Annotated in this window: 15 protein-coding genes, 1 tRNA gene and 1 pseudogene; 7 read left to right on the top strand and 10 right to left on the bottom strand. The window is 46.9% G+C overall.

The genetic code is table 11. The features are described from left to right. The first annotated feature begins 201 nt into the window (after nt 1–201). Nucleotides 202–867: an SIR2 family protein gene (locus B7992_RS07195; RefSeq protein WP_176421876.1), complete on the top strand. Its 666-nt coding sequence runs from the start codon at nt 202–204 to the stop codon at nt 865–867. A 104-nt stretch (nt 868–971) separates the two neighbouring features. On the opposite strand, the gene B7992_RS07190 is transcribed toward B7992_RS07195, so the two are convergent. The 4 genes from B7992_RS07190 to B7992_RS07175 form a co-directional block, all read right to left on the bottom strand. After that, nucleotides 972–1,403 (bottom strand): hypothetical protein, encoded by a 432-nt coding sequence (locus B7992_RS07190; RefSeq protein WP_088665904.1) that lies wholly within the window; start codon nt 1,401–1,403, stop codon nt 972–974. A gap of 31 nt (nt 1,404–1,434) precedes the next feature. Beyond that, nucleotides 1,435–2,226 (bottom strand): phospholipase D-like domain-containing protein, encoded by a 792-nt coding sequence (locus B7992_RS07185; protein ID WP_088665903.1) that lies wholly within the window; start codon nt 2,224–2,226, stop codon nt 1,435–1,437. 125 nt (nt 2,227–2,351) lie between these two features. Then, the gene (locus B7992_RS07180) at nt 2,352–2,582 is read right to left on the bottom strand and encodes a hypothetical protein (protein ID WP_073237279.1); all 231 of its coding nucleotides are present in this window, start codon (nt 2,580–2,582) and stop codon (nt 2,352–2,354) included. After that, nucleotides 2,572–3,036: a hypothetical protein gene (locus B7992_RS07175; protein ID WP_073237282.1), complete on the bottom strand. Its 465-nt coding sequence runs from the start codon at nt 3,034–3,036 to the stop codon at nt 2,572–2,574. Before B7992_RS07175 ends, B7992_RS07180 begins: the two co-directional genes overlap by 11 nt. Before the next feature lie 630 nt (nt 3,037–3,666). Here B7992_RS07175 and B7992_RS16955 point away from each other — a divergent pair. After that, nucleotides 3,667–3,924, top strand: coding sequence for a hypothetical protein (locus B7992_RS16955; protein WP_217897588.1), 258 nt, complete (start codon nt 3,667–3,669; stop codon nt 3,922–3,924). Then, complete coding sequence (locus B7992_RS07165) at nt 3,909–4,526, top strand: PDDEXK nuclease domain-containing protein (protein ID WP_254917646.1); 618 nt, start codon at nt 3,909–3,911, stop codon at nt 4,524–4,526. Before B7992_RS16955 ends, B7992_RS07165 begins: the two co-directional genes overlap by 16 nt. A 100-nt stretch (nt 4,527–4,626) precedes the next feature. Here B7992_RS07165 and B7992_RS07160 read toward each other — a convergent pair whose 3' ends face one another. The 5 genes from B7992_RS07160 to B7992_RS07135 all read right to left on the bottom strand — a co-directional run bounded on the left by B7992_RS07160 (nt 4,627) and on the right by B7992_RS07135 (nt 6,770). Next, the gene (locus tag B7992_RS07160; RefSeq protein ID WP_217897586.1) at nt 4,627–5,004 is read right to left on the bottom strand and encodes a helix-turn-helix domain-containing protein; all 378 of its coding nucleotides are present in this window, start codon (nt 5,002–5,004) and stop codon (nt 4,627–4,629) included. Then, nucleotides 4,985–5,248, bottom strand: coding sequence for a hypothetical protein (locus B7992_RS07155; RefSeq protein ID WP_088665901.1), 264 nt, complete (start codon nt 5,246–5,248; stop codon nt 4,985–4,987). The genes B7992_RS07160 and B7992_RS07155 overlap by 20 nt, the downstream gene beginning before the upstream one ends. A gap of 288 nt (nt 5,249–5,536) precedes the next feature. Then, nucleotides 5,537–6,142, bottom strand: a complete 606-nt coding sequence (locus B7992_RS07150; protein WP_088665900.1) for a GNAT family acetyltransferase — start codon at nt 6,140–6,142, stop codon at nt 5,537–5,539. Next, nucleotides 6,135–6,314: a hypothetical protein gene (locus tag B7992_RS07145; protein ID WP_073159481.1), complete on the bottom strand. Its 180-nt coding sequence runs from the start codon at nt 6,312–6,314 to the stop codon at nt 6,135–6,137. The genes B7992_RS07150 and B7992_RS07145 overlap by 8 nt, the downstream gene beginning before the upstream one ends. Before the next feature lie 383 nt (nt 6,315–6,697). Next, a tRNA-Gly gene (locus B7992_RS07135) sits at nt 6,698–6,770 on the bottom strand. A gap of 58 nt (nt 6,771–6,828) precedes the next feature. On the opposite strand from B7992_RS07135, the gene B7992_RS07130 reads away from it, so the two are divergent. From B7992_RS07130 to B7992_RS07115, 4 genes and pseudogenes are all read left to right on the top strand, one after another. Next, nucleotides 6,829–7,329, top strand: a complete 501-nt coding sequence (locus B7992_RS07130) for a hypothetical protein (protein WP_073237287.1) — start codon at nt 6,829–6,831, stop codon at nt 7,327–7,329. Nucleotides 7,330–7,343: 14 nt separating this feature from the next. Next, a pseudogene (gene sfsA / locus B7992_RS07125) lies at nt 7,344–8,052 on the top strand (DNA/RNA nuclease SfsA). 10 nt (nt 8,053–8,062) lie between these two features. Then, a complete protein-coding gene (locus B7992_RS07120; RefSeq protein WP_073159491.1) occupies nt 8,063–8,500 on the top strand; it encodes a nucleoside deaminase in 438 nt (145 codons plus the stop codon). 72 nt (nt 8,501–8,572) lie between these two features. After that, nucleotides 8,573–11,371, top strand: coding sequence for a transporter substrate-binding domain-containing protein (locus B7992_RS07115; protein WP_088665898.1), 2,799 nt, complete (start codon nt 8,573–8,575; stop codon nt 11,369–11,371). A 65-nt stretch (nt 11,372–11,436) separates the two neighbouring features. Here the strand turns inward: B7992_RS07115 and nudC are convergent, their stop codons facing one another. After that, nucleotides 11,437–12,252: an NAD(+) diphosphatase gene (gene nudC, locus B7992_RS07110; RefSeq protein WP_073159495.1), complete on the bottom strand. Its 816-nt coding sequence runs from the start codon at nt 12,250–12,252 to the stop codon at nt 11,437–11,439. Nucleotide 12,253 lies beyond the last annotated feature (1 nt).

Here is a 12,253-nt window from a genome sequence, read left to right as displayed (position 1 = left end):
ATGTAAAGATAGCCTACGAATGGGAATCGGAATCGAGAGAATCATCTAGCAAGGCTGCCTAAATGCTTCCACACATGTTGATGATGCCTCAAAGAAGGAAATGTATCATTGTTTCTTGGGGCGGGAGTAAGCGCTTCTGCTGGAGTTGGAAACTGGGATAATTTACTATGTCACCTTACCAAGGCGAGAGGGATTAGGCCATTGAACGGAGTTGCAGACAATGTTGTGCAGGGACGTTATTTAATTGATTTATATAAGAATAATTTTAATGACTTGACGCAGGATGTGAAATCTTTTTTGTATCAAAATCTAAAAAAATCGGCGTTAATTACATCTATTGCGGGAATAATTAAGCAATGTAATGTTGAAAGTGTTGTAACATATAATTATGACGATTTACTTGAGACGGAGTTAGGTGTATATTCTAACAACGTTTGTTATCCCATATATGGACTCTCTCGTGTGCCGAACGGTGTAAAGACTCCAATTTATCATGTTCATGGCTATCTTCCTAGAACAAAAAATGGAGCTTCCTCTATAATTGTACTTGGTGAGAAGGAATACCATGATATTTATCGAGAAAGTAATAATTGGGGTAGTGTTGAACAACTCCATGCTTTGAATAGGAATGTTTGTTTCTTCATTGGTCTTTCAATGACAGATCCTAATCTGAGACGATTATTAGATTTGTCTGCAGGAAACGATAGCGAAGTAGGACGTGTTCATTTCGTATTTTTGATAAGGGAGCCGAGCAGGCCTGGATATGAATCTTTTATGGAAAGAACAATGCGTGATTTTGGGATCAATTGTATTTGGTATAATAATCATAATGATTTGCCCTCACTATTGAATGATTTATTAACATGATTACCTTGTGAGGCCAAGTAAGAACATAAGTGAAAATGACGATTGTAATGCTTTAAAGAAAACTAAAAGCGATGTCGACGACTTAATGCCGACGACCTTTTCTTTTACTTACACCATTTCGCTTCCTTGACTCGCTTAACGGCATTCATGCCGTTTTTGTCGTAGCAGTAGTAGCCGCCTTCGCTAAGCTTTTCCCAGAGCAGGGTGCCGTCGCTTTGTCGCCAGCCCTGTTCTGTTTTCATTTCGTTCATTAGACCGACCAGGGTTTCTACGAAGCCGCCGGCGTTGTCGCCTTCGTCATCTTTTGGCATTGGCTTTTTCTTGTGTGCGTTTCCGTGAGCCTCCATTTGGGCCGCGTCCCTTTCGCAGACTTTCTTGTCGTCGTACTCTGTATAACTCGCTCTTTCGCGGGTCCCGATGGGTACGATGAAGTAGGATGCCCGTCCGGGGAGGCCGTACAGGTCCTTGCATTCATAGGTGTCCAGGGCGAAGCTGCTTGCGGCCATCACGAGGGCCAAAATCCATGCGAATTTCATGAGAAGTCTCCTTTTTTGTATTCCCCATAATCTACCTAATTTCGCATGCCATATTCTGACATTTTGAAGGGCTTGTCAACAGTTGTTTATTACGCATGTCATTCAACTTGTTAATGAATGCGATTTGCATGGAGTTCGGTGAAAGTTTTATCTGCTCTACAGAGACTATTTTAGATTCGCTAAGAATGCGGGCTTTTTCTTTCTCGAGCCGCTTATTTTCTTTGTAAAGGGTGCTATAGTTGCTAAGATTTTCTTCGTTGACCTCAATAGCGTATTCGTTTTCCCACAGGGAATTGAAATCGTTTATAATGTGTTTGTAGATTTCGCCGTTTCCGGACGTGGAAAAACTTGTATTCCATTCTTTGTTGGAAACTATTGCACCCTGAGTTAGATTGGAACTTCCAATGGAAATGCTGATAATCTCATCTTTCTTGAAAATGTATCCTTTGGTGTGGAAACCTTTGGTGCTGCCGTTGCAGCAGAACATCTTTAGTTTGATGTTTGAAAGTTTTAGAAGAGATTTTAATGCTTCAGGTTCTGTGAAAGAGAGATAATCTGTAGTTAAAATTTTTCCTTTTACGCCATGTTTTTCTAGGTCTAGCAGCGTTTGCATTAAAGGAGCCAAACCGCCACGAGTAATAAAGGCTACGCTAATGATGAATTCATCGCAATCAGCTAAAGATCTGTCCAAGAACGCCTGCATGGTATTGCCAGGTTCGTTGGATATGAATTGCGGGCGATATTCGATTTTAGATTCTATGGCGTCATCCCAATAGGCGGTTTTATTCGATTTTTCAAATTCAGAATAATTTGGAAGAGCCATGACTCACCTCGGAGTGTTCAAGAAAAACGTTCCTTTTCTTTGAACATAAAAGATAATTTAAAAGGGCTGACAACAAGTGTCAGCCCGGTCTTCAACCGAAAAAAGATTGGTTTTACACAGTAGATTTAGCCGACATCTTCCTTTTTAAGAGTCCGTTCGGCATCATCTAGCAGATCTTTTAGAGATTTATACTCATTAAAGGCTGTTTTTCGCCACTCTGTGTAGTCGAAGTTCTCTCGCTTTACCGCCGAGATAAAGTATTCTGCATCTACAACGCCCAAATGTTCAGTAAGGCATTTCATGCCCTTGTTGAGAATTTCCATGGTAGAGGGTGTTTTCACGTCTTTAGTTTCCATTGTAGTTGCCCTCCAGTTCAAAAAGAAAATCAATTGGATTGACAAGTTTCATTGTAGAACTTTTGTACTTCAAAAGCCTCTTGTCTGTGGTTAAAAAATAATCACATTTTGCAAGTTCTGCACACGCCACATGGCATGCATCCATAAATTTCACCCCAGTTGCAACAATTTCTGCTGCCGCATGCTCAATCAGAGTTCTTTTTCCGATGTCAATGTATTCCTTTGAATACTTAAAAAAATCTGCTATTGAACATTGTCTGTCAAGATGTGGATTCTTGAGATTCTCAAATTCTAAAACAAATGAAGTAACCAGTGATAAGTTTCCTTCTTTGATTTGTGATTGAACATGAAGTTTAGCTTGAGATTCTAAGGCAACACGGATTTGAGATTGGTTGTCGTAAGGACGATTATAACAACAGTTGTCCAGATATATTTTCGTCTCCCTTTCTGTCATATTTTTGTATTGGGAGCTCTACGTTGATCGTCTGGGGCCGGCCTCCCCATAGGGTTCCTGTCGCCAGGTCATGAACTAAGGCGACGACGTCAAGCAGAGAGTTTTACTTGCCCCACGCATGGGGATTACTCATTCACCCTAAAAGATATACAAAATTTTTTTACTATGCAAGGTGTGTGTTTTTTCTCTCAAAGAATTCATTTTCCATGTTGTTGCGTTCCCTTCCCGCATCGCGGCAACGATCGTGACGGCGCTTTCTGCGCCGGGCCGCCCGAAGAAAGTTTTTGACACTTTACTGTCAAAATCTTTAATTATATTTATTCCATGATTCATCACTCCTTGCGACAGTCGACATAGACTTGCAAAAGTCCGTACGTGCATTCGCGGCAAGGTTCATTAACCATCTGGTTGATGTTGTTGGATAGCTGGCAGGAGACGCAGCCTGCTCAAGAGCGTGAGATCGCCGAAATGTGCATCGCGCCAGGTAACGCCGAGGAAGACCCTCGCCAACAATGTGGCTAGAACCTCCAATCTCTACGCAATGTAGGGAACATCTTTATAATCAAAAAGAATGCTATCGACCATTTTCCCGGCGTGGGGAAATGGTGGTTTAAACGTACGGAGAATATTATGACAAAAAAGATTGTTATGCAGGTAGAATCTGAATATGGTGAAATTCTGCAACAGACTGTTGCAGTAATTAAACAGGCTCGTGTAAACGTTGCCCGTCAACTAAATGTTGGTGAAAACGCCGCTTATTGGGAAATCGGGAAAATGTTGCATGAACGCAAACTCGATAGTAAGCATGGAAATTCTGTTGTTCGTCGGAATATGAAAAATATTATGTACGATATTGTAACTCCGCTGAAAAAGTGCTACGGAGCGTAGCACTTTTGACATGGGGGCAAAATCTTTTTCTTTTAAGCCAAAATTTTGACGACAATCAAATCCTTTTCTATGCAAATGAGTGCGTTGCCAAGGGATGGACGCGTGATTTGCTGATAATCGCCGTGAAAATGCAAATGTATGAACGTGCTGCTCTTAACCGCCCTCAAAACAACTTCAAGGACACGTTGCCCGAAGGTCAGGCGGAATTTGCGAACGAAGCATTTCGCAGCACTTATAACTTGGGTTTCCTTGGAATTACAGAGCCGGTAATGGAGTTGGAACTGGAACGAAAACTTGTTGAAAAGGTTAGACAGTTCCTTTTGGAACTTGGAAAGGGCTTTGCCTTTATTGGAAATCAGCATGAGCTGGAATTCAACGGGAAAGCAAGCAGGGTAGATATGCTTTTCTTCCATAGGCAACTGAAATGTTTGGTGGCAATTGATTTGAAAGTGGGTGAATTTAAGCCGGAATATGTAGGCAAGATGAACTATTATCTTTCATTGCTTGACCGCCTGGAGCGCGGGGAGGGTGAAAATCGTTCGGTCGGTATTATTCTTTGTGCAACAAAAGATAATGTTGAAGTTGAACATTTAACGCATTAAGACCTTAGTTTTTTTGATGGAGAGTAGATTCCCGGCAATCGTACCCACCACGCGATCTTAGCGATAAGAGCGGATCACGGTGGGGATTTTTTTGAACGAATTACAGATTCTCTGGGAAGGCGAAGAATGTGCTAGGGGCGCATCCGAATATTTCTCCCAATTTTACGGCCATTTTCCTGGATACCGGACGTTTTCCGCGTTCCATTTCGGAAACGTTTTGCACGGCGACATTCAGTTTTTCGGCAAGTTGGGCTTGTGTCCAATTACATAGGCCTCTTGCGGCAACAATCATTTCACCGGGAGAGGATTTTTGGCATGTGTTTTTATGCAGGGTGGTTTCCTCAAATGGGACAAACTCCTCGTCATCGCCAAATTCTTCAATTTCCATGATGTTTTCTGGCTTATACTGCTTGTGAAGAAAGTTCAGCAGAACGGAAGGAATGCGCTTTGAGCGAATTTCAATATGGGGCTTTTTCACGACTACCAGCATAATAAACCTCTATGGTTAAAGACCCGTTTTCATTTTTCCAGCAAGCGACCCATTTGTAGGATAAATGGCAATGATATGTATTTTCTGATAATTTTGAGTAATTTGAAAAAGTGGGTTGCTCTGGTCCGCTATTTTTTAATGATTGTAACAAAATTTCAAATTTTCTACGTTCCTGTATGGGCATTTTGGCGGCAAGTCTTGCGACTTTCCGTTTCATTACCACGCTATACATGTTCACCTCCTTTAAATATAACCAGTTTTTGGTTATATGTCAATCCATTTTGTCAACTTGTTCCTTAAAACAAATTTTAAACCATTGTTTCGCGTTTTCCAGTTCCTCTCTTGTTCTTTTAAGAAAAGTTTCTTCGCCATCGTCTCCAGATTCTAGCCAGTCAATTCTGCGGGCGTAAATGTTTGCCTTGTAGATTGCTTTGTATGCCTGTTCGTAAACCTTCAGTACCTCCTTAGGTAAAGGCTCGAACTTGGTCCAGGTTTCTATCCGCCGGACATATTGTTTCCTTTAAATAAGTCTGAACATCTGGTTTAGCACCAGGCCTTCGGTGTTTGGGTTGTCTGTGATTCTTGAGGAAAAATGTCGAAAAAGATTTTGCTCGTAAAAATTCATCAGTTTCGGATGGTTTTCACATTCCAGAAATACGATGGTGCCGCCCACAAGGTTCTGGGCTTGCTGAATCGAGTTTATCGCAATGTTCAACAAGTGAGAACCGGAAATCTGAAGTTCCTTCGCAATACGAAAGTTCTTTCCCAGTTGCGCAATGAGATACCCGCTGGCGCTATACTCCTTTGTATTTGCATTGTACTTGCTGACACGTTCAACCACCTTTCGAGCGGTTTTGCTAAGAACCTCGCTACGGAATGTGACTGGCTTTACGGCAAGAGCGAAATAGCCGACAAGATGTTTGTCGCCATCATAAACGCAATAGCTCACAGACTGTTTCTTTCGTGAAAAAGAAATGGAATTATTGAGCAGAAAACGCTCTACATCTGCATTGGGACCACACGAAAATGAACCAAAATCCTTGTAGATTTGGTCATCCGGTAGAAGATTTTTGCCTTTTGCGTCTAGATATTGTTTGAGATTGATGACGGTGTAATTATTACCCATTATTTCCTTGCTTTGACATAAAAGCAAGGATTTCCTTGGGGTCCGTCACAAATCTTGCGATTTGGGGAATGGGTTTCTGGGCGTCGCGTTCGGCGGCTTCGAGCTGGTCAGCGAACCGCTGAGTGCTTTCGGCGTCAAACACGAAATTGTGCGTAATGCTAGAGGTTGCCATAATTTCTCCCTGACTTTGTGCCTTTGGTGCCCTACGTTGATCGTCAGGGGCCGGCCTCCCCATAGGGTTCCTGTTGCCAGATTGTATGTTAAGGCAACGACGTCAAGCAGAGAGTTTTACTTGCCCCACGCATGGGGATTACTCATTCGTTCTAAAAGATACACAAAACTTTTTGCCCGTGCAAGGGGTGGGGGTGTCAACAGTTGTTTGCAAAATGTAGTTCTATAAACGTACATTAACAACGATAGAACCCACCACGCGATCTTAGCGATAAGAGCGGACCACGGTGGGTCTTTTTTATTTGAAGACTTATTGACGTTCTTAATACCAAATTCTACAACCATAAAAAAAGACCAGGAAAAATCCTGGTCCTTTTGATTTAGAGCGGAAAAAGGGTCTCGAACCCTCGACATCGACCTTGGGAAGGTCGCGCTCTACCAACTGAGCTACTTCCGCGTTGTTTTGTAATGTAGTAATTTTCTATCATTGTGTCATCTCGTATTGGGGATTATTTATGTCAAATCGTATTGTTGTCGGCGTTTTTGCGGGTGTTTTGTTCGTTGTGGGTTCTGCTTTCGCAGAAAAGTCCATGTGGGACAAGTTTAAGGATTTCTTTAGCCCTACGGAGTCTTTTGACTGCCAGGGGCCCATTTGCGACGAGATTCATGGTCTGGAGTCCAAGATCAGCAAGGTGGAGGGGAAGTATTCCCGCGAACGCCGTCCGGCGAACAAGGAACGGTACAAGAAGGAGCTGGTGGCCCTGGGCGCCTCCCGCGATTCCCTGATTGCGGTGTACAAGAGCCAGCCTGCGGCAAGCCCGAGTTCGTCTGCGGCGATTCCGACGCAGCTTGCGGCACCTCCGAAATCATCGGCGGCAGTTTTGAGTTCTTCTTCTGCGGATCTGGCCTGCAGGGCCGATACGGTCTATGTGCGCGACACGGTGGTGGTCCACGATACCTTGTATGTGGTGGTGACGAACAAGCCTGCGGTACCTGTTGCAGAACCCAACCCTTAGGTTGTATATAAAGTATGCGTTATTCCACCGTCGTCCCCGCCAAATTTATTAGCCGTCCTAACCGGTTTATTGCCCATGTAGAGTTGGGTGGGGTCGATACGGTTGTCCATGTCAAGAACACGGGGCGTTGCAAGGAGCTTCTGGTTCCCGGTTGCACCGTTTATCTTGAGAAGTCGGAGAATCCGGCCCGCAAGACTCCCTACGACTTGATCGCTGTCGAAAAGGGGGACCTGCTGATCAATATGGATAGCCAGGCGCCCAACAAGGTGGCTGCCGAGTGGATCCGCGCCCACGGAGAGATTTTCCCGGGTATCACCTTGCTCCGGCCGGAATTTACTTATGGCAAGTCCCGTTTCGATTTTTATGTGGAGTTCAGCGGCCGAAAGATGTTCGTGGAGGTGAAGGGCTGCACCCTGGAATCCGGGGGCCACGCCAAGTTCCCCGACGCCCCTACGGAACGGGGGGGTAAAGCACTTGACGGAGCTGGCGGATATTCTTCGCCATGGGCATCGTGCCGAAGATGGTACCCCTTACGAATGTGGCATCCTGTTCTTGATTCAGATGAAGGGTTGCCGCAAGTTTTCGCCTAACGTAGAGACTCACCCTCAATTTGGAATAGCCTTGAAGGCCGCCCGGGATGCCGGCGTCAAGATTTTTGTGTATGATTGTAAGGTAACGCCGGATACTCTCGTACACGACGCTCCTGTGCCACTGGAAATCTAGGAGGTTCACCATGAATCCGTTTATGAAAATCGCCATCGACGAGGCCCGCGTGGGTATCGAGCATAAGCATGGCGGCCCTTTCGGGGCTGTTGTTGTCAAGGATGGCAAGGTGGTGGGTGCCGGCCACAATCAGGTGCTCAAGAATGCCGACCCTACTTGCCATGGCGAGATGATGGCCATTCGCGACGCCTGCAAGAACCTTGGGACTTTCGACCTGACGGGTTGCGAGATTTATACCACGGGGTACCCTTGCCCTATGTGCATGGGGGCCATTCAGTGGTCTAACATGACCAAGTGCTATTATGCCTGCAACCTGGAAGATACCGAAAAGATCGGGTTCCGCGACGACCAATTCTACAATAATCCCCTGAAGCCCGAGGAGTGCGACCGCGCCGAGGGTCTGGTGCTTTACGAGGAATATGTCAAGAGTACGGATGTCCGTTACTAGGCTAAATTGGGGGCTTTTGTAGGCGGGGCGGTTTGACACCGCCTTTTTTTTTGACTATTGTTTTTTGATGCAATGAAAAAGTATGTTTTCTGTTTGGTTTTGTTGAGTTTCTGCCTTTCTGCGTTTGCAGAGAAGGTGGTGCGCGTGGGGTGTTTCGACTCCCGTTTTTGCCACAGGGATGAATTCGGGCGACTTTCCGGCTATGCGTATGAATTCCAGCGGGATATCGCCACTTACACGGGCTGGCGTTATGAGTATGTAGAGGATAGCTGGCCCAACTTGTTCCAGATGCTCAAGGAGGGCAAGATTGACCTTCTGTCGGATGTGTCCTTTACGGAGGATCGCACCCGCAGCATTCTTTTTTCGTCTTATGCCATGGGTGTAGAAAAGTACCTGCTTTATGCACCCCTGGCGGCGGGGGCCTCCTTTGCCGATGTAAGGAATCTTGAGGGCAAGATTGTGGGGGTCAACAAGGGGAGCGTGCAGGTCGGGATTTTCAAGAAGTGGGAATCCCAGATGGGAATCAAGACAAAGATTGTGGAACTGGTCGATGACGAGTCGGTGCAGGCGGCCATGCTCAATAGCGGCAAGCTGGATGCCATTGTCAGTGGCGATGCCTATGAGACGGTTGAGCAGATGGTACCTCAGACGGAAATTGGTTCATCTGATATTTTCTTTGGCGTCAACAAGAAACGCCCTGACCTTTTAGAAGAACTGAACCGTGCCATGGCGGCGGTGTTCAGGACCAACGGCTATTACACCCAGGATCTTTACAAGAAGTATGTTGACAATCTCAGGAACAACAAGTTCCTGGACGCAAACGAGCTGGAATGGCTCAAGAAGCGTAGGACCATCAAGGTGGGCTACCGCGACAACTACATGGCCTTTTGCGCCAAGGATGAAAAGACGGGGGAGCTTAAGGGGGCGCTCAGCGATTATCTGAAGATGATGTCTTCGGTGTTCAAGAATGCCTCTATAAAGTTCGAACCGGTGGCTTTTGCTTCGACCCAGGCTTCGCTGGATGCCTTGAAGCGCGGCGACGTGGATTGCGTGTTCCCCATCAACCTGGATCCGTACGATTCCGAAAAGGCGGGGGTCCTTTCTACGAAGTCTTTTGCCGGTACCGACATGTATGCGATTGTCCACAAGGATAACTACAAGAATTTCTCTGTGGTGAACGAGAATGTGGTGGCGGTCAACAGGGATAATCCCAATTACGAAAGTTTCTTGCAGGTACACTTCCCCAAGTGGAAGCCGGTCATTGTGGCGACTACTGACGATGCCTTGAGGTATGTTTCCCAGAAGAAGGCCACGACGCTTCTGGTCAGCAACTTCCGCATCAAGCATTTTGAGCGCAAGCTGGACGAACTCAACTTGTTCGGGATCGCCACCAGCCATATCATGAAGCTTTCTTTTGCGGTTAGGAACGACGACCTGATCCTCTACTCTATTTTGAACCGCTGCATTTCGCTGATTCCCAGGGAGGAACTGGATGCGGCCCTTACCAGCAGCGCCCTGCAGGATTACAATACTTCGTTCCTCGACGTGATCAAGCAGAACTATCTGACTTTCATGATTGTGGGTGGTTCTGTTCTGTTTGTGATCGTGGTTCTTTTGGTTCGTACTTTCAGGTCTGAGATGAAGTACAAGAAGGCTAACCGTCAGCTGGAAAGTAGTTATGACCATCTGAAGATTGCGTTGGCTGCAGCCCAGGAAGCAAGCCGCGCGAAGACCACCTTCTTGAACAGCATGAGCCATGATATCCGTACGCCCATGAACGGCATTATCGGTATGACGGCTATTGCGACGGCCCACCTGGATGACCCTGAAAAGCTGAAGGATTGCCTCAAGAAGATTTCGGGGGCCAGCGACCACCTGCTTTCGCTGATCAACGACGTGCTGGATGTTTCTCGAATCGAGTCGGGCAGAACCACCTTGAACAGGGAAGAATTCGCTATCGACAAGATGTTCATCGACATTACCAATATGGCCCAGTCCCTGGCTAGCCAGAAGCATCACAACTTCGTGGTGGACTACAGCGGCCTGCGGAACATGAATGCCGTGGGCGATCCCCTTCGCCTGCGCCAGGTGATTCTGAATATTCTTTCTAATGCAATCAAGTATACACCCGAGGGCGGAACCATCAAGGCCACGCTTTCGGAACTCCCGTCTTCGACGATCGGCTTTGCAGATTACTTGTTTGTCTGTGAAGACAACGGCCTGGGCATGGATCCGAAGTATCTGGAAAAGATTTTCGAACCTTTCTCCCGCGACGAGCTCGACGAAAACAAGAGGGCTATCCAGGGGACCGGCCTGGGGATGTCTATTGCCCGAAGCCTTGCCCGCATGATGGATGGCGATATCAGGGTCGATAGCGTTCTGGGCAAGGGCTCCAGGATCGAAGTTCCCTTCAAGCTGATGGTCGGAAAGGAACAGTCCGCCGGCTCTGTCGACGACGTTTCGCTGGATCAGCTCCTGCAGAAGGATTTCTCGGACAAGCGAATTCTTATTGTAGAAGACAACGAACTGAACATGGAAATCGCCAAGGAATTCTTTGCGACGACGAAGATCAACTTCGAGACCGCCTGGAACGGCAAGGAAGCCTTCTCGATGTACGAGGAGCACGACGCGGGATATTACGACATGATCTTCATGGATATCCAGATGCCTATGATGGATGGACATCAGGCCACACGCGCTATCCGTAGTTCCGGAAAGCCTGATGCGACCACGATTCCTATTGTGGCCATGAGTGCCAATGCCTTTACCGAAGATATGGAAACTTCCAAGCGTTCGGGCATGAACGACCATATTGCAAAGCCCATCAACGTGTCCAGGTTGGTGATGCTGATGGAAAAGTACCTACGATAAAACCCCGATTTTCTCGGGGCTTTAGGTTTAAGCTTTTTAGGGCTGCGGCTCTAGGGGTTGTTGCTCTAGGGGTTGTTGCGGAAATCTTCGATGAGGCAACAGCTGATGCTTACGTCTGTCTCGTAAGGGGGGATGTCTTCTCTCTTGACCCACATGGCTTCTGAAAGTTCTTCGGCCTGCATGTGGATGGTATCGTCGCCATCTAGTTCTGCGGTCCAGCCGGCGATCAGCGAATCGCTGAAGGGCCAGGGCTGACTTCCAAAGTACTTCAGGTTCTTGATTTTGACGCCTGCCTCTTCCATGACTTCGCGGTGGGCGGCCTGCTCCAGGGATTCGCCGATTTCTACAAAGCCAGAGATCAGGAACAGTCTGGGGTTGGGATTGTCGATGTTGTGGGCCATCAACAGCTTGTCGCCGTTACGGACCGCAACGATAACCACCGGCGAGATTCGCGGGTAAACCGTGTTGCCGCACTTGGGGCAGATAATGCTGCGTTCCCTGTCGCCGCGGATGGTGACGTTGCCGCACTTGCCGCAGAACTTGTTCAGGGATTCCCAGTGGGCGATGTGGGCTGCCGTGGCGCCACCCATGCGTTCCAGGGGGCTCATGGTTCTAAAGCTGCGGTTGCCCATGAACTCGAAGCCTTCGGGGGCTTCGTAGTCTTCGGCCACCTGCTGCGTAAAGTAGGCGCGACCGTCGATGTTCAGCAGGTAATGTCCCTCGAAATCGGGAATCTCGCTGACGGTGGGAATGGCGTAGCCCGAGGCGGTCTTTTTCAGAAGGCTCTTGCTTCCGTTATAAAGTATGCAGTAATCGTCTGCTTTCGGATCCTGGATCTTAAACTGGTTGTCGAGAACGTGGGGGGCGATTTCGTGGATCATT

The sequence above is a fragment of the Fibrobacter sp. UWH1 genome (assembly GCF_002210365.1).
Lineage (GTDB): Bacteria > Fibrobacterota > Fibrobacteria > Fibrobacterales > Fibrobacteraceae > Fibrobacter.
This window is presented reverse-complemented; position numbering and strand designations above follow the sequence as displayed.